Consider the following 19,809-nt stretch of genomic DNA (forward strand, 5'->3'; position numbering starts at 1 on the left):
ACCGAAGGGAGACGGGGGCAGAGCCCCCTTTTCATCTCCTTTCGCGTGGAACGATTCGGGCTTAACTTTCCCGGACGCCCGAATTACCCATGTCGCCCATGAAGATACTCTTTCTAGGTGACGTGATGGGCCGCGCCGGGCGGCAGGCGATCACGGAGCGTCTGCCCTCCCTGCGCAAGGACTGGCGGCTGGATTTCGTCATCGTGAACGGCGAGAACGCGACCAACGGCCACGGGTTGTCGGCAGAGCATGCCAAGGCGATCTTCGAGGCCGGGGCCGATGTCATCACCCTGGGCGACCACGCCTTCGACCATAAAGAGATGCTGACCCATATCGAGGGCGAGACACGCATCATCCGACCGCTGAACTTTGCCCGGCAGGCACCCGGACGGGGGCGGCGCTGTACAAGGATGCGCGCGGGCGCAAGGTGCTGGTGGTGCAGGCCCTGGGGCAGGTCTTCATGAGCCGCAACTATGACAGCCCCTTCACGGCGGTGGACGAGACGCTGAAACGGCATCCGCTGGGCGGACAGGCGCAGGCCATCGTCGTCGACATGCATTGCGAGGCCACCTCGGAAAAGATGGGCATGGGTCATTTCTGCGACGGGCGCGCCAGCCTTGTCGTTGGGACGCATACCCATGTGCCGACCTCGGACACGCAGATCCTGCCAGGCGGCACCGCGTTCCAGTCGGACGCGGGCATGTGCGGAGATTACAACAGCGTCATCGGGATGGACCCGGCGGAACCGCTGCGCCGGTTCGTCAATGGCATGGCCAAGGGGCGGTTCAACCCGGCGTTGGGCGAGGCCACCCTGTCGGGCGTCTATGTCGAGACCGATGACATGACCGGCAAGGCGGTTTCCGTGCAGATGGTCCGCCAGGGTGGGCGGCTGGCGCCCGCCGGCCCCGCATGAGCCGCCTCTTGCCCTTTGCCACGCTGGTGGTGACGGGCGCGGCCTGGGGGGCGACGCAGCCACTGATGAAGGTGGCGGTGTCGGAGGGCTATCGTCATTTCGGTCTGATCTTCTGGCAGACGGTGCTGGTGGGGCTGCTGCTGGGCGCGCTGACGGTGTTGCGTGGCAAGCGCCTGCCCATGCACGCCCCGGCGCTGCGGCTGTATCTGTTCATCGCGGTGGTCGGTACGGTGGTGCCGGGCATCGCCTCTTACCAGGCGGCGGTGCATCTGCCTTCCGGCGTGCTGTCGATCCTGCTGAGCTCGGTGCCCATGTTCGCCCTTCCGATTGCCCTGGCGCTGGGCATCGACCGGCCGGAGCCGCGGCGCATCCTGGGCTTGCTGCTGGGGCTGGGCGGCGTGGCGGTGCTGGTTCTGCCTGAGGCAAGCCTGCCGGCAGGGACGCAGGCGGTCTGGATCGCGGTCGCGCTGATTTCCTCGGCCTGTTACGCGCTGGAAGGCAACATGGTGTCGAAATGGGGCACCCAGGGGCTGGATGCGGTTCAGGTGCTGACCGGCGCTTCGATCCTGGGGGTCGTGCTGAGCCTTCCCCTGGCGTTGGCCAGCGGACAGTTCATCACGCCGGTGTTGCCGCTGACGGGGCCGGACAAGGCGGTGATCGCCAGCGCCGCGCTGCATGCTTTTGCCTATTCCGCCTATGTCTGGCTCGTGGGCCGGGCGGGCGCGGTCTTTGCCGCGCAGGTGAGCTATCTTGTCACGCTGTTCGGTGTCTGCTGGGCGATGCTGTTTTTGGCCGAGGCCTACTCGGGCTGGGTCTGGGTGGCGCTGGCGCTGATGATGGCGGGCATGGCCCTTGTGCAGCCGCAGCGTAAACCGCTTGTGCCTGTCCCGCCAAGCGGTCAGAATGCGGCCGGTTGAGTGCGGGCGATAGGCTGAGCAATACATGATCGGGATCGAGCTGAGCCAGACAAGCCAGGCGGTGATGACGCTTGCCGTGGTGATCGGTATGTTCGTGCTTTTCGTCCGTGAAACCTATCCGACAGAGGTTACGGCCATTGGCGGTGTCGCGGTGCTGCTGGTGCTGGGCGTCCTGCCCTATGACGCGGCGCTCGACGTACTGTCGAACCCGGCGCCCTGGACCATCGCGGCGATGTTCCTGGTGATGGGGGCGCTGGTGCGGACCGGGGCGCTGGATGCCTTCACGGGCTTCGCGCAGGAACAGGTGGCATTGCGACCCAAGCGGGCCATCGGCGGCATCCTCCTTGTGGTGATCGTCGCCTCGGCCTTCATGAACAACACGCCGGTGGTGGTGGTGATGCTGCCGATCTTCGTGCAGATCGCCAAGACGATGGGCATCGCGCCGTCGAAACTGCTGATCCCGCTGAGTTACGCGGCGATCCTGGGCGGCACCCTGACGCTGATCGGGACCTCGACCAACCTGCTGGTCGACGGGGTGGCCCGCACCCAGGGGCTGCAACCCTTCACCATTTTCGAGGTGACGCCGCTGGCGATCATCCTGGTGGCCTGGGGGATGATCTATCTCTATTTTGTGGGGCGGTTCCTGCTGCCCGAGCGGACCTCGATGGCGGGGATGCTGTCGGATCGCTCGCGGATGAAGTTCTTTACCGAGGCGGTGATCCCGCCGGATTCGAACCTGATCGACCGCGAGGTGCTGGGCGTGCAGCTGTTCAAGCGCGACGGCGTGCGGCTGATCGACGTGATCCGGGGCGATGAATCGCTGCGCCGCAACCTGCAGGGGGTAAAGCTGCAACTGGGTGACCGTGTGGTGCTGCGCACGCAGATGACCGAGCTGTTGTCGCTGCAACGCAACAAGGAGCTGAAGCGCGTCGACCAGGTGTCGAGCAAGGAAACGACCACCGTCGAGGTGCTGATCACGCCCGGCTGCAAGATGGTGGGCCGGTCGCTGGGCGCGCTGCGCCTGCGGCGCCGGTTTGGGGTCTATCCGTTGGCGGTGCACCGGCGGAACCAGAACATCGGGCGCCAGCTGGACGACCTGGTGGTGCGCGTGGGCGACACGCTGCTGCTGGAGGGCAACGCAGAGGACGTCAAGCGTCTGGCGGACGAGATGGATCTTGTCGACGTGGCGCATCCTTCGGCGCGGGCCTTTCGCCGGGGCCACGCGCCGGTGGCGCTGGGGGCGCTGGGCGGCATCGTGGCGCTGTCGGCGCTGGGCGTGGCGCCGATCCTGGCGCTGGCGGTGGTCGCCGTTGCGGTGGTGCTGCTGACCCGCTGCATCGACGCGGACGAGGCGTTTTCCTTTGTCGAGGGGCAGCTATTGGCGCTGATTTTTGCCATGCTGGCGATCGGTGCCGCGCTGGAGGCCAGCGGTGCGGTCGGGCTGATCGTGGGCGTGGTGGCCCCCCTGATGGCCAAGCTGCCGGCGCCGCTGGTGATCTGGGCGGTCTACCTGCTGACCAGTATCCTGACCGAAACCGTGTCCAACAACGCTGTGGCCGTGGTGGTGACCCCCATCGCCATCGGCCTGGCCAGCGCCATCGGGGTGGACCCGCGTCCGCTGGTGGTGGCGGTCATGGTGGCGGCCTCGTGCAGTTTCGCCACGCCTATCGGCTACCAGACCAACACGCTGGTCTATGGTCCGGGGGGCTACAAGTTCTCGGATTTCTTCAAGGTCGGCCTGCCGCTGAACCTGAGCGTGGGTGTGCTGTCGGCGCTGCTGATCCCGTATTTCTGGCCGCTTTAGCGGTCCGTCAGCCGTAGCGTTCCACGAAACCCTCGAGCAGGCGGGGCGGTTCGGTGACCTTTGCCGCGCGGCACATCTCGATCAGGGCGTCTGCCTCTTCGGGCGCGAAATAGCCCTTGTGGCGATAGATGCGGATGCGGGTTTCGAACTCGGCGGCGTCGGCCTCGGGGTGGAACTGGGTGGCGTAGACGTTCTGGCCGTAGCGGATCATCTGGTAGGGGCAGGGGCCGGACGAGACCAGGTGCACCGCGCCCTTGGGCAGGTTCTGCACCGCTTCCTTGTGACCGACGAAAGCGTCGAACTGCTCGGGCAGGCCGGCGGTCAGGGGGTCCTTGGCGCCCTCGGGCGTGGTATAGCAGGTCACGGCGCCCACCGGTTCGTTGAACCGGCCCTTGGCCACCTCGGCGCCCAGGTGGTGGGCCAGGATGCCGATGCCATAGCAGCAGCCCATGAAGGGAATATCCTCGGCGGTGATGCGGGGCATCAGGCGCAGGATCGACTCTTCGATGCGGCGTTCCACCGGGTCCTTGTCCGCGGGTCTGTCGCTGACGCAGCCGGGGCCGCCGCCGACGATCACCCCGGCATAGTCGCCCGGGTCCATGTCGCGCGGCAGATCCTCCTGTTCCAGGCGCATCCGGTGGACGCGATCGGCGCTCAGGCCGGAGGTGTCCAGGATGGCGCGGTACTCGGAGTCGCTGGCCTCGGGTTCGGGGCGCAGCTGGAGGAGGAGGAATCGGCTCATGACCTTGCGCTACCGCAGGGACGCGCGGCGCGCAACGCCACATGACCCGGACTTGGCACGCGGACTTGGCAAGGGGGGCGGGCGTGACTTATAGAGGCGCGGATATTCCAAGCACCCGAAAAGAGGCAACGCGACATGGCCGGCCATTCCAAATGGGCAAACATCCAGCACCGCAAGGGCCGTCAGGACAAGATCCGGGCCAAGATCTTCTCGAAACTCTCGAAGGAGATCACCATCGCCGCCAAGATGGGCGATCCCGATCCCGACAAGAACCCGCGCCTGCGCCTGGCCGTGAAAGAGGCCAAGGGCCAGTCGATGCCCAAGGACAACATCGAACGCGCCATAAAGAAGGCGACCGGTGGCGATGCCGAGGATTACGAGGAAATCCGCTATGAGGGCTATGGCCCGAACGGCGTGGCGGTGATCGTCGAGGCGATGACCGACAACCGCAACCGGACCGCCTCGACCGTGCGGTCGACCTTCACCAAGAACGGCGGCAACCTCGGGGAAACCGGCTCTGTCGGCTTCATGTTCGAGCGCAAGGGCGAGATCGTCTACCCGGCGGATGCGGGCGACGCGGATGACGTCATGATGGCGGCGATCGAGGCCGGCGCCGAGGACGTTGAATCCTCCGAGGACGGGCATGTGATCTATTGCGCGGACACCGACCTGAACGAGGTGTCGACCGCGCTGGAAGCCGACCTGGGCGAGTCCGAGTCGACCAAGCTGGTCTGGAAGCCCACGACCACGACCGAGTTGGACCTGGACGGCATGCAGTCGCTGATGCGGCTGGTCGAGGCGCTGGAGGATGATGACGACGTCCAGCGCGTGACCACCAATTTCGAAGCCTCCGACGAGGTCATGGCGCAGCTGGAAAACGCCTGACCGTCATGCCCTGCGGCAGGATGGCCCCCGCTTCGGCGGGGGCTTTTTCCCGATGGGGACGGATGTTCGTAGGATGGGTGGTTTTCACCCATCCTTAACCGCTCTGTCCGAGGCTGGTGTCATGACCAGCTATCGCCGCTTGCGCCTGCCCGGCGCGACCTATTTCTTCACTGTCAACCTCTCGGATCGCCGGTCCGGGGCGCTGGTGGATCACATCGACGATCTGCGCGCGGCCTGGGCCCGGACCTGCCGGGACCGCCCGTTTCTCACCGAGGCGGTGGTTGTCCTGCCGGACCACCTACATGCCATCTGGACCTTGCCACCGGGGGACGCGGATTTCTCGACCCGCTGGCGCCTGATCAAGACGCGGTTCTCGCTGGCTTGCGGGCTGGCCGGGCGGCGGAGCCATTCCAAGCGGCGCAAGGGCGAACGCGGTCCCTGGCAGCGGCGGTTCTGGGAACATGCGATCCGGGGCGAGGCGGATTTCCGGACCCATCTGCATTTTTGCTGGGGCAACCCGGTGCGGCACGGGCTGGTCGCGCAGGCCGAGGACTGGCCCTATTCCTCGTTGCACCGGGATTTGCCCCTGGGGCGGGTCCAGCGCAAGATCGACTGTTTGCCGGATGGCCTCTTCGGGGAAAGGATGGGTGAGGATCACCCATCCTACGGATCCCTGCGCGCCGGGTAGGGCACAGCCGCCTTGCGGCCCGGCCTTGAAACCGCCTAAGCCGGGGTATGCTTTTGCGGGCGCTCATATTGCTGGGGGGTTTCGTGGCGCTGTCCGGCGCCGCGACCTGGTATTTCGGACACGAAGTTCTGATTGCGCTGGGGCTGATCCTGACCCAGGCCAAGGTGCTGCTGAAGAAGCTTGCCGGGCTCGACCTGCCGGTGATCCTGAGCTGGCTCAAGACCCAGGGCGCGATGTTCTTTCGCGTCGAGCTGATCAAGAAATGGATCACCACCTCTGTCGTGCCGTTGATGCTGGGCAAGGCGATCCTGCGGCGGATCCAGTTGCTGGTCAAAGGTTACCTGCAGATCGTGCAGCTGCGATACGCGCGGCTGATGGACTGGTTCAACGGGCTTAGCCGTGTCGAGAGGGCGGTGGCCTGGCTGGTGATCCTCTTTGCCACCCTGGCGCTGTCGGTCACGTCGATGGGGCTGTGGCTGATCCTGTTCTCGGTGCAACTGCCGCTCTGGCTGGTGGCGGCCTTTGGCGCGACGGTGCGGATGACCTGGACCAGCCTGCAAAAGGGCCTGTTCAAGGCGCTGGCCTTTCTGCAGCTGGGCTGGCTGTGGAAGGGGCTCAAGCGGCTCTTGCCGGTCTCGGTGCTGGAACGCAAGCGGCGGGCGGAATTCCGCATCGCCCGGGCCATCGTGCGGCGGCGGCGGATGACGCTGAAACAGCTGGTCGAACGCAAGGGGCGGCTGCCGTTCAAGCTGGGCCTGCTGGCGGAATACCTCTTTCACCCGCCGGGGCGGCGCCCGCGCTGAGCGTGGTCAGGCCGGTGTGGCGGGGGGAAAGACCTGTCGGCGGACCAGCGGGCTGATCCCGATCAGCACCAGCATCACGGAAAAGAGGCACCAGATCGCCGGCATCTCGTTGGGGTTGCTGGTCAGGCCTGAGGCAATCAGCGGCCCCACCAGCCCGTTGAGAAGGGCAAAGCGCCAGGCGCCGTAGAGACAGGGTAGCAACAGGCAGGCCAGCAGGTAATCCGGGAACTGCCCGATGCCGCCCAGCCAGTGCGACAGGCTGAGGAAATTGTTGAGCTGCATGCTCCAGCCCAGGTGCCAGTCGCCGGAGATGGTGCAGAACTCGGGCCCGCAGAGCGGCACCCCGGGTGGACAGACCCCAAGCCAGGGCGCGGGGAGCAGGCGTGCCAGCAAGGTCAGCGAGGCGAGCGAGGCCAGCCCCAGCACCCAGCGCCTTGTGCGCGGGTCGATGGCGGGGCCGACCAGGGCCATGCAGAAGAGGTTGACGACAATGGGTTGCAGAACGATGTGCAGGTAGGACAGCACCGTGACCGTCGTGTTGCCGGGCGTGCCGCATTGGTCGATCACGCCATAGCCCCAGGCCTGCAACCCCTCCATCGCAGTGAAAAAGCCCAGGGTGCCCCAGATCCCCGCAGGTTCGCCCTTGCGCCAGGTGACGAAGGTGGCAGCCGCCCCAAGCGCGGCCATCGAGTAGGTTGCGGTTTCGCTCCAGCACATGCGCTTTCCCCTTTGAATTGGGATTTTCGGGATTTCGCGCGGGGGGTCAATGCTGCCTTCGTTCGGGATTGATCTGGGCGGCAATTCCAGCCATCAGGCGGGTTGGGTTACGAGGGGCAAGGGTATGGAAGCGGCGATTGCGGGGTTTGCACTGGGGTTCAGCCTGATCCTGGCGATCGGGGCGCAGAATGCCTTTGTCCTGCGGCAGGGGCTGCGGCGGATGCATGTGCTGCCGGTGGTCCTGGTCTGCGCAATCTCCGACGCGGCGCTGATCGCTGCCGGGGTCACCGGGTTCGGCGCACTGGCCGAGGCGGTGCCGGGGCTGGAATGGGCGATGCGGATCTTTGGCGCCGCCTTCCTTGGGTGGTACGGGGCCAAGACGCTTTATGCCGCCTGGAAAGGGGGCGAGGCGCTGGCCGCCGGCGAGGGGGCGCAAAGCCTGCGGGCGGCGGTGCTGACCTGCCTGGCGCTGACCTGGCTCAACCCGCATGTCTACCTGGATACGGTTGTGCTGCTGGGTGCGGTCTCGGCCCAGTATGACGCACGGCTGGCCTTTGCGCTTGGGGCGATGACGGCCTCTTTCGTGTTCTTCTTTTCGCTGGGATACGGGGCGCGGGCGCTGGCGCCGATCTTTGCGCGGCCGCGGGCCTGGCGGGTGCTGGATCTTGTCGTGGGCCTGACCATGTGGGCCATCGCGGCCAAGCTGCTCTGGATGTGACCCCCCTTGTGCCCGCCGTCCAATGGTCTAAGCCAAGGGCATGGTTGACAAGGTGCAGACCCCGGCGCGGGGCGTTTTCTGGATGGTGGTGACCGGGCTGTGCTTTGTCGCGGTCACGGCATTGGTCAAATCGCTGGGGCAGCGCATTCCGGCGCAGGAATCCGCCTTTCTGCGCTATGTCCTGGGGTTGGTCTTTCTGCTGCCGATGGCCGGGCAGTTCATGCAGGTGCGCCTGACGCCGCGCCTGTGGCGGCTGTTTTCGTTGCGGGCGCTGTTTCACACTGGTGGGGTGGTGCTGTGGTTCTATGCCATGACGCGCATTCCCATCGCCGAGGTGACGGCGATGAACTATCTCAACCCGGTCTACGTGACGGTCCTGGCGGTATTTTTCCTGGGTGAGCGCCTGGCGTTGCGGCGGGTCATGGCCATCGTGGCGGCGCTGTTGGGCGCGGTGATGATCCTGCGGCCGGGCTTTCGCGAGCTGGACCCGGGGCATTTCGCCATGCTGGCGGCGGCCCTGTTCTTTGCCGGGTCGTACCTGCTGGCCAAGATCCTGTCGGGCGAGGTCAGTGCGGCGGTGGTGGTGGTGCTGTTGTCGGTGGGGGTGACCATCGGTCTGGCGCCCTTGGCGATCGCGGTCTGGGTCTGGCCGACCTGGTGGGAACTGCTGATCCTTCTGGGCGTGGCGCTGTTTGCCACCTCGGGGCACTATACGATGACGCTGGCCTTTGCCGCCGCGCCGGTGACGGTGACGCAGCCGGTGACCTTCCTGCAACTGGTCTGGGCGGTCGTGCTGGGCGCAGTCCTGTTCGCCGAGCCGGTCGACCCCTGGGTGATCGCGGGCGGGTCGCTGATTCTGGCCGCCGTGGTCTTTATCACCTGGCGCGAGGCGGTTCTGAAACGCCGGGTCACGCCGCTGGTGTCGGAAACAAAGAACTGATTTCCCGGGGAATTGTCCACGGATCGTCAAATCTCCGCCATCCGGGCGCAATCGCGCCGCATTCCTTAACGATGCTTCAAGCAATCAGAGGCAGCATTTGAGGAGTGAAAGGAATGTTTGCAGAGGGAAAGATGACCGAGAATATGGATGAAATTCAGGACTTCCTGATGAGTGAGCGGGAAAAGGTCCTGTCCGAGGCTGAATGGCGGTTCCGGATGCGGGGATACGGCTACAACCTGTGGCGCACCGATAGCGGCGTCGAAGTGGCAAGCTTGCCGCAGAACCAGCTGCTGGGCACCCTGAAACTCTGATCCCGGACAAAAAGGCTCGACAGGGTGTCGAGCGCATGTGCCTGATGTGACCCGTAAAAACGGGAGGACGGGCATGAACAGATGGATTTCGGGCGCCACGGGGCTGGTGCTGGGGGCGTTGCCGTTGGCGGCGCAGGCGGGCCTTGAGGTCTGCAACACGACGGACCTGCGGCACAGCGTGGCCATCGGGTACGAGGCCCCGGGCGGGGTCTGGACATCCGAAGGCTGGTGGCAACTGGCCCCGGGAGAGTGCAAGCCCGTCATGGGCCGTGACCTTGGGCGGCGCTATTTCTACTACCGGGCAACGACGCCGGGCGGCGATTTCGACGGGCCGTTCTCGTTTTGCAGCACGCCCGATCCCTTCACTATCGCGGGCGACAAGGACTGCGCCGCGCGTGGATATGACAAGACGCGGTTTCGCAAGGTGGACACCGGGAACGCCGCGGACTTCACGCTGACCCTTGTGGCGGACGGACCGGCGCCGGTGGCGCCGAAGGGGGCTGCGGATCTGTCGGACGAAGAAGCCCCGCTGGAAAGCCTGCACCCCTTTGCCCGCGGCAGCCTGGGCGAACCCTTTACGCAGAATGGCATATTCACCGGCTGCGAGCTGATCGACGGGCTGGATTATTGCAGTTTCGAGGTCGAGGGCTGGCGCTATCATGCTTATTACGGTGGGGGCACGACCGATGCCCTGCTGGATGACCTGCAATACTGGCCCATGCCGCTGGCGGTCGAACTCGAAGGCGACATGATCGCCTACGGCGACATCACGGTCGAGATCGCCTTGGGCCGGGTGACAGAGGTCTTTGACGGCGATTTTTTCTCCGAGGAACGCCACCTGATGCAGGGTGAGTGGCAATCGCTGGACGATCCGGCCTCGCGCATGACGATCCGGGGCGCGGATGTCTACGACTATTACAATGGCGCGTTTTCGGGGCACCAGTGGATGACCCTGGGCGGCACCTGTCCCGATGCCCCCTTCGAGGGCATCGGCTGGACCCGGACAGAGCTGGAGACGCAGGACAGCTGGTGCGTGCACCTGGGCGAGGTCACGGCGGACCGGCTGGAACTGATCAACCCGGGGCGGGGCAATATCCTGACCTATAGTCGCGTGGATTGACGCGGGCAGCCTAGGGCGCAACCTGGAACGGGCCGAAATCCCTTGTGGGTTTCGGCCCGTTCCCTTGGCCGACGACGGGGCAGGGTGCGGGGCATTCTTGATTGACTCGCCAGTCAATAAAAACCATCCTGCCGCCATGCCCAAGATTGGACAGGAACCCATACGGCGCGCTGCGCTTTTGGCGGCGACGGTGGCCGAGGTCGGCGAGGCCGGCAGCCTCGACGTGACCGTCTCGCGGATCGCGCGCCGCGCGGGCATGTCCAGCGCGCTGGCGCATCACTACTTCGGCGGCAAGGTGCAGATATTCCTTGCCGCCATGCGCCACATCCTGACCGAATACGGAACCGAGGTACGCGCGGCCCTGGCCAAGGCCCCGCAGGACCGGCGGCTGGAGGCGCTGATCGCGGCCAATTTCGCGGAGAGCTTCTTTCAGCCCGAAACCGTGTCCGCCTGGCTGAATTTTTACGTCTTGGCCCTGCGCGAACCCGAGGCGGCGCGCCTGTTACAGGTCTACCAGCGGCGCCTTCACTCGAACCTGGTGCACGCGCTGCGCGGGCGCACCGAGGCCCCCGAGGTGGTGGCGGACCGCATCGCCGCGCTGATCGACGGCGTCTACCTGCGCGCCGCCCTGTCCGGGCAGGGCGTCTCGGGGGCCGCGCAGAACGTGACCGAAACCGCCCATGCCCTGATGAGGACCCAATGACCAAGCCGAATATCCTGATCCTGATGGTCGACCAGCTGAACGGCACGCTGTTTCCCGACGGGCCGGCGGACTGGTTGCATGTGCCCAACCTGCGCGCGCTGGCGGCGCGTTCGGTGCGGTTTTCCAACGCTTATACCGCCTCGCCGCTTTGCGCGCCGGGGCGAGCCAGTTTCATGTCCGGGCAGCTGCCCAGCATGACGCGGGTCTATGACAACGCCGCCGAGTTCGCGAGCGACATTCCCACCTATGCGCACCACCTGCGCCGGGCGGGCTACCAGACCTGCCTCAGCGGCAAGATGCATTTCGTCGGGCCGGACCAGCTGCATGGTTTCGAGGAACGTCTGACCACCGACATCTACCCGGCCGATTTCGGCTGGACGCCGGACTATCGCAAGCCCGGAGAGCGCATCGACTGGTGGTATCACAACATGGGCTCGGTGACGGGCGCGGGCGTGGCCGAGACCTCGAACCAGATGGAATACGACGACGAGGTTGCCTATAACGCCTCGGCCAAGCTCTATGACCTGGCGCGGGGCAACGATGACCGGCCCTGGTGTCTGACCGTCAGCTTTACCCATCCGCATGACCCCTACGTGGCACGCAAGCGGTTCTGGGATCTTTACGAGGAGTGCGACCATCTGCTGCCGCAGGTCCCGGCGATGGACTACGAGGATCACGACCCGCATTCGAAACGGATCTTCGACGCCAACGACTGGCGCAGCTACGACATCACCGAGGAGAACATCCGCCAGTCGCGCCAGGCCTATTTCGCCAATATCTCGTACCTGGACGAGAAGATCGGGCAGCTGTTGCAGGTTCTGGAGGACACCCGGCAGGAGGCCATCGTGGTCTTTGTCTCGGATCACGGCGACATGCTGGGCGAGCGGGGCCTGTGGTTCAAGATGTCCTTCTACGAAGGGTCGGCCCGGGTGCCGATGATGATCTCGGTGCCCGGCATGGAGGGCGCGCAGGTCGTGGCCCCGGTGTCGAACATCGATATCTGTCCGACGCTCTGTGACCTGGCGGGTGTGGACATGTCCGAGGTCATGCCCTGGACCGAAGGCGAGAGCCTGGTGCCGGTGATGCGGGGCGGCGAACGTGTCTCGCCGGTGGCGATGGAATATGCAGCCGAGGCCTCATATGCGCCGTTGGTCTGCCTGCGGCGGGGCAAGTGGAAATACACCGATTGCACGTTGGACCCGGAACAGCTCTTCGACCTCGAGGCCGATCCGCATGAGCTGGTGAACCTGGCCGAGGCGCCGGAACAGGCCGAGATCATGGAGGAATTCCGCACGGCGTCGGCGCGGCGCTGGGACCTGGGGCGGTTCGACGCCGAGGTCCGGCAAAGCCAGGCACGGCGCTGGGTGGTCTACGAGGCGCTGCGGCAGGGCGGCTATTACCCCTGGGATTTCCAGCCGCTGCAAAAGGCCAGCGAGCGCTACATGCGCAACCACATGGATCTCAACGTGCTGGAGGAAAACAAGCGTTTTCCACGGGGGGAGTGATGCGGCCTGTCCACCCGGCAGGACGGTCAGGCCGGAACCTCGCTTTCCCCGTCGCCCTGGTAGGTGACGGTCGATCCGGGCAGGCTGGCCAGAACGGTCAGCGCGGCCACGGGCGCGCCACGGTCGTGGCGCAGGGTGCACTCCGTGCAGGAGACGCGGGCAAAGCCGGCCTCGTCCAGAAGGCCCGCGACATAGGCGCGGGAATGCCGGAAACGGCGCCCTTCGTGCAGCGTCACGGGACCGTCGCCCTGTTCCACGTTGAAGACCAGCGTGCCGCCCGGGGTCAGCGATCCGGCGCACCAGCCGATGGTGCGTTCCAGCGCGCCGATATAGTTGAACACATCGCCCGCGGCGATCAGGTCATAGCTTTCGCCGATCTCCAGCGCGGTGATGTCCGCCTGATGCAGCCGGTCGTAAAGCGCCTTTTCGCGGGCTTCGGAGAGCATCCCGGCAGAGATGTCGATGCCCGCCAGCCAGCCACTGCGCGGGCGCAGAACGGCGCCGGTCAGTCCCGTGCCGCAGCCGAGGTCCAGCGCGCGGTCCACGCGGATGATCCCCGCCCGGTCCAAGGCCTGACCCAGTTGTTCCGGGCCGCGATAGCCCAGCCTGTCCACCAGCGCGCGGTCGAACCGGGGCGCGTATTGATCAAAGAGCAGTTCCACGAAGGCGGGCGGCAGACGATCGGCCAGCGGCACGTCGCGCAGGAGGTCGCGGCGCAGCCCGGCGCCCAGCGGATCGGCCGGATCGGCGGCGCAGGCGCGGTTGTAGGCGGTGACGGCGGCCTCGGTGTCGCCCGTGGCCTCGAGGTATTCGCCAAGGCGGAACCAGCCCGCCGCCCATCCGGGGGCCAGTTCCAGGGCCCCGGTCAGGGTCTCGATGGCGCCGGCGGCGTCGCCCAGGTGGGCCAGGGTTTCGGCAAATTCGGCACGCCTGTCGGCCTGCGGATCGCCGGAGGGAAAACGTGTCCCATGCATCGGGTCAGACTTTCGAGAGGTCGCTCATGGACCGCGCGGGCGGTCATGCGGCGAAAGACATGTGCCGGCCAGTGGCGGGCGTTCTGGAATAAGGGGACAGCCGGTGCGCCTGTCAAGTGGGCGCCGTGCCCCTGTCCCCGGCAAAATCACCAGCGGTGAGGGAAATGGAAGCGGATTATGTGATCGTCGGTGCCGGTTCGGGCGGATGTGCCGTGGCGGGGCGCCTGACAGAAGCGGGCAAATCGGTGATCGTCATCGAGCATGGCGGCAGCGATTGGGGGCCCTTCATCAACATGCCGGGGGCGCTCAGCTACCCGATGAACATGGCGCGCTACGACTGGGGCTACCAGACAGAGCCGGAACCGCACCTTGGCGGGCGGCGGCTGGTCTGTCCGCGTGGCAAGGTCATTGGCGGGTCGTCCTCGATCAACGGCATGATCTATGTGCGCGGGCACGCGCTGGACTATGACCACTGGCGCGAGGAGGGCTGCGACGGCTGGGGCTATGCCGACGTGCTGCCCTATTTCAAGCGGATGGAGGACTGGCACGACGGCGGCCACGGCGGCGATCCGGCCTGGCGCGGGCAGGGCGGGCCGTTGCACGTCACGCGCGGACGCCGCGACAACCCACTGGTGCAGGCCTTCGTCGAGGCCGGGCGGCAGGCGGGCTATCCGGTCACCGGCGACTACAATGGCGAGCAACAGGAAGGCTTTGGCGCCTTCGACATGACGGTCTGGCAGGGCGAACGCTGGTCGGCGGCCAAGGCCTACCTGCGGCCCGCGCTGAAACAGGGGGCAAAGCTGGTGCGGGCATTGGCCCGGCGCGTGGTCTTTGACGAGGGGCGCGCCACGGGGGTCGAGGTGTCGCGTGGCGGCAAGGTCGAGGTGATCCAGGCCCGGGCCGAGGTGATCCTTGCGGCCAGCGCCATCAACTCGCCCAAGCTGCTGATGTTGTCGGGGATCGGACCGGCGGCGCAGCTGTCGGAACAGGGCATCGAGGTGCAGGCGGATCGCCCCGGCGTGGGGCAGAACCTGCAGGACCACCTCGAGCTTTATGTCCAGATGGCGGCGACGCAGCCGGTGAGCCTGGCGAAATACTGGAACCTCGCGGGCAAGGCCTGGGTCGGGGCGCAGTGGCTGTTTGCCCGCAGCGGGCCGGGGGCGTCCAACCAGTTCGAAAGCTGCGGTTTCATCCGCTCCAAGGCCGGGGTGCAATATCCCGACATCCAGTACCATTTCCTGCCCATCGCCGTGCGTTATGACGGCCAGGTGGCGCCCGAAGGGCACGGGTTTCAGGCGCATGTGGGGCCGATGCGCTCACCCTCTCGGGGGGAGGTCACGTTGCGGTCGAACGACCCCGAGGAGGCGCCGCGCATCTTCTTCAACTACATGAGCACGGAAGAGGACTGGCAGGATTTCCGCCGCTGCATCCGCCTGACGCGCGAGATTTTCGGACAAGAGGCCTTTGCGCCCTATCGCGGCAAGGAGTTGCAGCCGGGCGCCGGGGCAGAGACGGACGAGGATCTTGACGCGGTGATCCGTGAACATGCCGAAAGCGCCTATCACCCCTGTGGCACCTGCCGGATGGGCCGGGCTGATGATCCGCGGTCCGTGGTCGACCCCGAGGGGCGGGTGATCGGCGTGGACGGGTTGCGGGTGGCGGACAGTTCGATCTTTCCGCGCATCACCAACGGCAATCTCAACGCGCCCTCGATCATGGTGGGCGAAAAGATCGCCGATCATGTGCTGGGCCGCCGCCTGCCGCCGGACAATGCGCAACCCTGGGTTCACCCGGACTGGGAGAGCGTGCAGCGTTAAGACATGTTAACCGCCTTCATGGCCGGTTAACCTTTCGTTAACTTTTGTCTTGAAAGGGATCAGGAGCGTGCCGATCTTAACGGCATGTTAAGATTTTGTTTCGCACTTGTTCTTGCTGCCTCCGCCACCGCTGCCTCTGCCGATCTCAATGGCCCTTTGCGGGTGATCGACGGTGACACGGTCGCCATCGGACAGACCAATATCCGCCTGCACGGCATCGATGCCCCCGAAAACGGCCAGCGATGCGGCGGGGGCGGGGCGCCGATGTGGGGGTGCGGCTCTTGGGTCAGCGGCGAGGTCCGCGCCCGCTACGAGGGCCGCACCGCCTCCTGCGTCGAGCTGGATCGCGACCGTTATGACCGCGTCGTGGCGCGCTGTCGGGTCGATGGCAAGGACCTTGGCGAAACCTTGGTCGAAAGCGGCCTTGCCTTTGCCTATGAACGCTACTCCGAGGCTTATGTCCCGCAGGAACGCATCGCTGCCCGGCGCAAGGCGGGGCTGCATGCAACGGGTGTGAAATCGCCCTCTGCCTTCCGCTCCGATACCCGTCGGGGCCACGCCGCGCAGCGCCTGGCCTCTGCGCCTGAAGGTTGCAGGATCAAGGGCAACATCTCGACCAACTCAGGCGCACGGATCTACCATGTTCCGGGGCAGGCCTGGTACGAGGCCACCCGGATCAGCATGGACAAGGGCGAACGCTGGTTCTGTTCCGAGCAGGAAGCCCGGGCGGCCGGCTGGCGCCGGGCGCTGCGCTGACCGGTTCTTTTCGCTAAAAAGCGTATGCGGCGATCAGGTTTGATCCGCGTCAAAGTCTGTGCCCGCCGCCTGTGCAAATTGGAGGGCGGACACAAATGAAGGAGACGCCAATGTCCCACACGCCGCATGAACTGTCGGAGGAATTTCCGGAATTCACCGACAAGATGCACGCTCTGAAACAGTCGAGCGCGCATTTCGCCAAGCTTGCGGACGAGTACCATGAGGTCAACCGCCAGGTGCACCGCGCCGAAACCAACGTCGAGCCGATGGAGCAACTGGCGGAAGAGCAGTTGCGCAAGCAGCGCGCCGCCCTCAAGGACGAGATCTACGCGCTGCTGAGCGCCTGATCCCCGGGCTTGGCCCTGTCGCCAGACAACACGCGCCCCGGTCCTATGGCCGGGGCGTTTTCAGTTCAGCGCCTCCTCGATGGCGCGGGTCATCTTGGCCGACAGTGGTCTGGTCGTCGATCCAAAGGTGGCCCGGACGGTGCCATCGGCGCCGATCAGGATCTTGTTGAAATTCCAGGCCGGGCTGAACCCGGTCTGATCCGCGACCCAGCGGTAGAAGGGATGGGCCTGTGCCCCACGCACATGGGTGATGTCGGTCATCGGCATGTCGAGGCCAAAGTTCACTTCGCAGAATTCCTTGACCTTCTCCGCCGAGGACAGTTCCTGCCGGAAATCGTCGGAGGGCACGGCGAGAACCACCAGGCCCTGATCGCGGTAGCGGTCGTACAGCGCCTGCAAGCCGTCATATTGGGGCGTAAACCCGCATCGCGAGGCGGTGTTCACCACCAGAATTGGGCGGTTCTGCCAATCGTCCATCGACAGGGTGCCGCCGTCGATACTGGCAAAGGTAAAGCCCTGCGCAGCCCAGGCGGGCAGGGCGATGATGGCGGACAGGAACAGGGCGGCGAGTCGGATCATTACGGGCACTCCTTTTGCACTGGAGGTAGCGCAGCGGCAGGGCGGTCAAGACCGGGATCGGCGCCGCAGCCCATCTTGCGCCGGTCGGGGCTTTTGTGCTGGACTGTTGCGATGGGGCCCTGGGCGGCAAAGAGGTGTGACATGGCAGGCGGATGGAGCCGGGACGGCGCGGTCAGCGAACAGATCGAGGCCAGCATTGCCGAGGAACTGGAACGGATGAAGCTGCGCCGCGGTCCGCAGGGTGACAGCCTGAAGGAATGCGCCGACTGCGGCGAGGAGATCCCGGAAAAGCGCCGCCTGGCGATCCCGGGGGTCAAGCTGTGTATCGACTGCGCGAGCGAACGCGATGGCCGTTCGGCACAGCGCGGGGGCATCAACCGGCGCGGGTCCAAGGACAGCCAGCTGAAGTGACTCAGCCTATGGTGCGGGCAAGGCAGGCTTGCCAGTTGTCGCGGGCCAGTTTGGCGATCAGCGCGTCGTCGTAGCCATCCGCCGACATGGCGCCCAGCAGACCCTGTACGCCGGTGACGTCGCCGATGAGGTCGGGCAGGACGCAGCCGTCGAAATCCGACCCCAGCCCGACGTGATCCTCGCCCAGGGTTTCGATCAGGTGGTCGATGTGGCGCAGCATCATTTCCCAGGGCGTGCCGGCATCGGCGCGGCCATCGGCATTGATGTAGAAGGTCGCATAGTTGAACCCAACCATGCCGCCCGTGTCGCGGATCGCGTGCAATTGCCTGTCCGTGAGGTTGCGCGGCGAGGCGCAGAGCGCATGGGCGTTGGAATGTGTGGCCACCAGCGGCGCTTTGGACAGGCGGGCGACGTCGTCGAAGCCGGCCTCGTTCATGTGGGACAGGTCGATCAGGATGTTCAGCTCGTTGCACAGCCGGATGAGTTCGCGGCCTCGGTCGGTCAGGCCGGGGCCTGTGTCCGGTGTACCGGGAAAGGCCATCGGCACGCCGTGGCCAAAGATCGTCGGGCGGCTCCAGACAGGCCCCAGCGAGCGTAGCCCCATATCGTGAAACAGGTAAAGCGCGTCGAGATCCGGGCCGATGGCCTCGGCGCCCTCCATGTGCATGACGCCGGCGATGCGGTCACTTTCCATTGCTGCGTCGATCTCATGCGCGCTGCGGCATAGGGCAAAGTCATCAGGCGCGGCACGTGCCATCCAGTGCAGCAGGCCCGCCATCTCCAGCGCGGTGGGCTGGGCGGTCGCGTGGTCCATCTCGGGTGGCAGCGGCAGGGCATAGGGCGGTTCGGCCATGAGCGTCTTGAAGTCGGGCGGCGGTGACCCGTCCGGCACCGGCGGCACGAAGATCGCGAAAAGCCCGCCCGCGAACCCGGCCTGTTTCATGCGTCGCAGGTCCATATGCCCGGCGGAGGTGCCCAGCCATGTCTCCCCGCGCGGGGCGGGGGACTTCATCAGCCGCAACAGGAAATCATTGTGGCCGTCAAAGAAGGGGATGGGCATGGGCGGACTTTCGGGCTGGGACATGGCCGCGATCTGACCCGATTGGGGGCGGGCTTGGCAAGGGCGATCCTTGTCTCTTGGCGGCAAGCCAAGGCGTGGTTAGGCTTTGCCCATCGTATCGGTGGAACGGGGGTGTCATGGCGAACGACGACGACAGGATCGAGGGACGGCTGCACGGAGAGCAGCCGGAGGTCGAGGCAGAGCCGATGGGGATGCGGCTGCTCTACATGGTGCTGATCTGGCTGATGCTGAGCCTGGCGCAGACGGTGCTGACCGTTGCGACCGTGGTGCAGGCGATCATCCTGCTGGTCAACAAGCACGAGCCGAACGAAAGGCTGGCGGAATTCGGCACGGATCTGGGCATCTGGATGGCCAAGGCGGCGCGCTACCAGACCGGGGCGTCGGAGGTGAAGCCCTGGCCCTGGACCGAGCTGGATTGAGGGGCTTGTGGACAGGTTAACGGGTTTGTGAAGTCAATGGGTTCTGGAGGCGTTTTCAGGGGTTGTTAGGAAAGCGCCCGTTCCGGAGCCTGTGCGGTCGGTGGATCAGCGCATTCTTGACGGTTTCGGGACGCGGCGCGTTTCAGGCCCCCCTTGCGGTGGGGTGAAAACCCACCGTACGCTTGCTGGTTTCGTCATTCTTTCGGCGATAGCCTTTTCTGCCAATGCCTGTTCAGTTTAAGAGCGTGCCGCATCTGAGCACTCTGACCTCGTTTGACGTCGTTGTAGCAATTCAGATAGGCGTCATGGATTTGTTTTTCTGCATGTAGCTTTCTGTTTATGACTCGGTGGTGTAGTTCCAGCTGCTTTTCAATGTTTTGGATTGCCTTTTCATTTGTTTTGATGAGATCGATGCGCCCGTCGGGTTGTCCACGCAGGAAGTCTCTGGAATCACGCTTCCAGTCATACCCTGATCGAAACAATGCATAACTGTCGTAGTAGAAGGAAGGAGTTTCAGTTCCGTCCTTTATTGAGACGCTGATTTTAGGTTCCTGGTAGCCGTAGTGCAAAAGGCAGTTTCGAAGATCCTTTAAGAAAGAATGTTCATTCAGTGTTTGGGCTGCAACACGTTTAGGGTCAGGACTCGTTCTCTCTCAAAG

The 19,809-nt window shown here is 65.3% G+C and carries 21 protein-coding genes and 1 pseudogene; 17 read left to right on the top strand and 5 right to left on the bottom strand.

The genetic code is table 11. The features are described 5' to 3' along the window. Positions 1-98: 98 nt before the first annotated feature. The 3 genes and pseudogenes from PVW46_RS18625 (at position 99) to PVW46_RS18635 (ending at position 3,634) form a co-directional block, all read left to right on the top strand. Positions 99-913: pseudogene (locus PVW46_RS18625) on the top strand (TIGR00282 family metallophosphoesterase). Next, on the top strand, positions 910-1,830 hold the full coding sequence (locus tag PVW46_RS18630; RefSeq protein WP_069209439.1) for a DMT family transporter: 921 nt from the start codon (positions 910-912) through the stop codon (positions 1,828-1,830). Before PVW46_RS18625 ends, PVW46_RS18630 begins: the two are co-directional and overlap by 4 nt. Before the next feature lie 25 nt (positions 1,831-1,855). Beyond that, entirely contained in the window at positions 1,856-3,634 is a 1,779-nt protein-coding gene (locus PVW46_RS18635; protein ID WP_043137829.1) for an SLC13 family permease, read from the top strand. 7 nt (positions 3,635-3,641) lie between these two features. Here PVW46_RS18635 and PVW46_RS18640 read toward each other — a convergent pair whose 3' ends face one another. After that, the gene (locus PVW46_RS18640) at positions 3,642-4,376 is read right to left on the bottom strand and encodes a glutamine amidotransferase (protein ID WP_069209438.1); all 735 of its coding nucleotides are present in this window, start codon (positions 4,374-4,376) and stop codon (positions 3,642-3,644) included. Between the two features lie 135 nt (positions 4,377-4,511). On the opposite strand from PVW46_RS18640, the gene PVW46_RS18645 reads away from it, so the two are divergent. The 3 genes from PVW46_RS18645 (at position 4,512) to PVW46_RS18655 (ending at position 6,752) form a co-directional block, all read left to right on the top strand. Continuing rightward, positions 4,512-5,261 carry a YebC/PmpR family DNA-binding transcriptional regulator gene (locus tag PVW46_RS18645; protein WP_069209437.1) on the top strand — a complete coding sequence of 250 codons (750 nt, stop codon included), beginning with the start codon at positions 4,512-4,514 and terminating at the stop codon, positions 5,259-5,261. A 121-nt stretch (positions 5,262-5,382) separates the two neighbouring features. After that, positions 5,383-5,949: an REP-associated tyrosine transposase gene (locus tag PVW46_RS18650; RefSeq protein ID WP_069209436.1), complete on the top strand. Its 567-nt coding sequence runs from the start codon at positions 5,383-5,385 to the stop codon at positions 5,947-5,949. Between the two features lie 83 nt (positions 5,950-6,032). Further along, positions 6,033-6,752, top strand: coding sequence for a hypothetical protein (locus tag PVW46_RS18655; RefSeq protein ID WP_139132294.1), 720 nt, complete (start codon positions 6,033-6,035; stop codon positions 6,750-6,752). A 6-nt stretch (positions 6,753-6,758) separates the two neighbouring features. Here PVW46_RS18655 and PVW46_RS18660 read toward each other — a convergent pair whose 3' ends face one another. Continuing rightward, entirely contained in the window at positions 6,759-7,469 is a 711-nt protein-coding gene (locus PVW46_RS18660) for a DUF5765 domain-containing protein (RefSeq protein WP_043137820.1), read from the bottom strand. 124 nt (positions 7,470-7,593) lie between these two features. Here PVW46_RS18660 and PVW46_RS18665 point away from each other — a divergent pair, with 124 nt between their 5' ends. From PVW46_RS18665 to betC, 6 genes are all read left to right on the top strand, one after another. Next, a complete protein-coding gene (locus tag PVW46_RS18665; protein WP_069209434.1) occupies positions 7,594-8,187 on the top strand; it encodes a LysE/ArgO family amino acid transporter in 594 nt (197 codons plus the stop codon). A gap of 40 nt (positions 8,188-8,227) precedes the next feature. Beyond that, entirely contained in the window at positions 8,228-9,127 is a 900-nt protein-coding gene (locus PVW46_RS18670; protein ID WP_069209433.1) for a DMT family transporter, read from the top strand. A 131-nt stretch (positions 9,128-9,258) separates the two neighbouring features. Then, the gene (locus tag PVW46_RS18675; RefSeq protein WP_274577121.1) at positions 9,259-9,438 is read left to right on the top strand and encodes a hypothetical protein; all 180 of its coding nucleotides are present in this window, start codon (positions 9,259-9,261) and stop codon (positions 9,436-9,438) included. A gap of 73 nt (positions 9,439-9,511) precedes the next feature. Further along, a complete protein-coding gene (locus PVW46_RS18680) occupies positions 9,512-10,558 on the top strand; it encodes a DUF1036 domain-containing protein (protein WP_069209431.1) in 1,047 nt (348 codons plus the stop codon). 136 nt (positions 10,559-10,694) lie between these two features. Further along, complete coding sequence (betI, locus tag PVW46_RS18685) at positions 10,695-11,261, top strand: choline-binding transcriptional repressor BetI (protein WP_043137809.1); 567 nt, start codon at positions 10,695-10,697, stop codon at positions 11,259-11,261. Continuing rightward, positions 11,258-12,766, top strand: a complete 1,509-nt coding sequence (gene betC, locus PVW46_RS18690; RefSeq protein ID WP_069209430.1) for a choline-sulfatase — start codon at positions 11,258-11,260, stop codon at positions 12,764-12,766. The genes betI and betC overlap by 4 nt, the downstream gene beginning before the upstream one ends. A 26-nt stretch (positions 12,767-12,792) precedes the next feature. Here the strand turns inward: betC and PVW46_RS18695 are convergent, their stop codons facing one another. Further along, positions 12,793-13,740: a class I SAM-dependent DNA methyltransferase gene (locus tag PVW46_RS18695; RefSeq protein WP_069209429.1), complete on the bottom strand. Its 948-nt coding sequence runs from the start codon at positions 13,738-13,740 to the stop codon at positions 12,793-12,795. Positions 13,741-13,904: 164 nt separating this feature from the next. Here PVW46_RS18695 and betA point away from each other — a divergent pair, with 164 nt between their 5' ends. The 3 genes from betA to PVW46_RS18710 all read left to right on the top strand — a co-directional run bounded on the left by betA (position 13,905) and on the right by PVW46_RS18710 (position 16,660). Beyond that, positions 13,905-15,557: a choline dehydrogenase gene (gene betA / locus PVW46_RS18700; RefSeq protein ID WP_069209428.1), complete on the top strand. Its 1,653-nt coding sequence runs from the start codon at positions 13,905-13,907 to the stop codon at positions 15,555-15,557. 84 nt (positions 15,558-15,641) lie between these two features. After that, the gene (locus tag PVW46_RS18705; protein ID WP_043137802.1) at positions 15,642-16,313 is read left to right on the top strand and encodes a thermonuclease family protein; all 672 of its coding nucleotides are present in this window, start codon (positions 15,642-15,644) and stop codon (positions 16,311-16,313) included. A 110-nt stretch (positions 16,314-16,423) separates the two neighbouring features. Beyond that, positions 16,424-16,660 carry an HP1242/YdcH family protein gene (locus PVW46_RS18710; protein WP_043137800.1) on the top strand — a complete coding sequence of 79 codons (237 nt, stop codon included), beginning with the start codon at positions 16,424-16,426 and terminating at the stop codon, positions 16,658-16,660. A 60-nt stretch (positions 16,661-16,720) separates the two neighbouring features. Here PVW46_RS18710 and PVW46_RS18715 read toward each other — a convergent pair whose 3' ends face one another. Continuing rightward, entirely contained in the window at positions 16,721-17,239 is a 519-nt protein-coding gene (locus tag PVW46_RS18715; protein WP_069209427.1) for a glutathione peroxidase, read from the bottom strand. Between the two features lie 141 nt (positions 17,240-17,380). Here PVW46_RS18715 and PVW46_RS18720 point away from each other — a divergent pair, with 141 nt between their 5' ends. Beyond that, on the top strand, positions 17,381-17,650 hold the full coding sequence (locus PVW46_RS18720) for a DksA/TraR family C4-type zinc finger protein (RefSeq protein ID WP_043137795.1): 270 nt from the start codon (positions 17,381-17,383) through the stop codon (positions 17,648-17,650). Position 17,651: 1 nt separating this feature from the next. On the opposite strand, the gene PVW46_RS18725 is transcribed toward PVW46_RS18720, so the two are convergent. Then, positions 17,652-18,710 (bottom strand): dipeptidase, encoded by a 1,059-nt coding sequence (locus PVW46_RS18725; RefSeq protein WP_069209426.1) that lies wholly within the window; start codon positions 18,708-18,710, stop codon positions 17,652-17,654. A 137-nt stretch (positions 18,711-18,847) separates the two neighbouring features. On the opposite strand from PVW46_RS18725, the gene PVW46_RS18730 reads away from it, so the two are divergent. Next, positions 18,848-19,150, top strand: coding sequence for a DUF4389 domain-containing protein (locus PVW46_RS18730; protein WP_043137790.1), 303 nt, complete (start codon positions 18,848-18,850; stop codon positions 19,148-19,150). Positions 19,151-19,809: the final 659 nt, after the last annotated feature.

This window comes from Mameliella sp. AT18, assembly GCF_028807275.1.
Taxonomy (GTDB): domain Bacteria; phylum Pseudomonadota; class Alphaproteobacteria; order Rhodobacterales; family Rhodobacteraceae; genus Antarctobacter; species Antarctobacter albus.

Coding starts and splice junctions, on each gene's coding strand:
- PVW46_RS18630 (WP_069209439.1), top strand. CDS start 910: ATGAGCCGCCTCTTGCCCTTTGCCACGCTGGTGGTGACGGGCGCGGCC.
- PVW46_RS18635 (WP_043137829.1), top strand. CDS start 1,856: ATGATCGGGATCGAGCTGAGCCAGACAAGCCAGGCGGTGATGACGCTT.
- PVW46_RS18640 (WP_069209438.1), bottom strand. CDS start 4,376: ATGAGCCGATTCCTCCTCCTCCAGCTGCGCCCCGAACCCGAGGCCAGC.
- PVW46_RS18645 (WP_069209437.1), top strand. CDS start 4,512: ATGGCCGGCCATTCCAAATGGGCAAACATCCAGCACCGCAAGGGCCGT.
- PVW46_RS18650 (WP_069209436.1), top strand. CDS start 5,383: ATGACCAGCTATCGCCGCTTGCGCCTGCCCGGCGCGACCTATTTCTTC.
- PVW46_RS18660 (WP_043137820.1), bottom strand. CDS start 7,469: ATGTGCTGGAGCGAAACCGCAACCTACTCGATGGCCGCGCTTGGGGCG.
- PVW46_RS18665 (WP_069209434.1), top strand. CDS start 7,594: ATGGAAGCGGCGATTGCGGGGTTTGCACTGGGGTTCAGCCTGATCCTG.
- PVW46_RS18670 (WP_069209433.1), top strand. CDS start 8,228: ATGGTTGACAAGGTGCAGACCCCGGCGCGGGGCGTTTTCTGGATGGTG.
- PVW46_RS18675 (WP_274577121.1), top strand. CDS start 9,259: ATGACCGAGAATATGGATGAAATTCAGGACTTCCTGATGAGTGAGCGG.
- PVW46_RS18680 (WP_069209431.1), top strand. CDS start 9,512: ATGAACAGATGGATTTCGGGCGCCACGGGGCTGGTGCTGGGGGCGTTG.
- betI (WP_043137809.1), top strand. CDS start 10,695: ATGCCCAAGATTGGACAGGAACCCATACGGCGCGCTGCGCTTTTGGCG.
- betC (WP_069209430.1), top strand. CDS start 11,258: ATGACCAAGCCGAATATCCTGATCCTGATGGTCGACCAGCTGAACGGC.
- PVW46_RS18695 (WP_069209429.1), bottom strand. CDS start 13,740: ATGCATGGGACACGTTTTCCCTCCGGCGATCCGCAGGCCGACAGGCGT.
- betA (WP_069209428.1), top strand. CDS start 13,905: ATGGAAGCGGATTATGTGATCGTCGGTGCCGGTTCGGGCGGATGTGCC.
- PVW46_RS18705 (WP_043137802.1), top strand. CDS start 15,642: ATGTTAAGATTTTGTTTCGCACTTGTTCTTGCTGCCTCCGCCACCGCT.
- PVW46_RS18710 (WP_043137800.1), top strand. CDS start 16,424: ATGTCCCACACGCCGCATGAACTGTCGGAGGAATTTCCGGAATTCACC.
- PVW46_RS18715 (WP_069209427.1), bottom strand. CDS start 17,239: ATGATCCGACTCGCCGCCCTGTTCCTGTCCGCCATCATCGCCCTGCCC.
- PVW46_RS18720 (WP_043137795.1), top strand. CDS start 17,381: ATGGCAGGCGGATGGAGCCGGGACGGCGCGGTCAGCGAACAGATCGAG.
- PVW46_RS18725 (WP_069209426.1), bottom strand. CDS start 18,710: ATGCCCATCCCCTTCTTTGACGGCCACAATGATTTCCTGTTGCGGCTG.
- PVW46_RS18730 (WP_043137790.1), top strand. CDS start 18,848: ATGGCGAACGACGACGACAGGATCGAGGGACGGCTGCACGGAGAGCAG.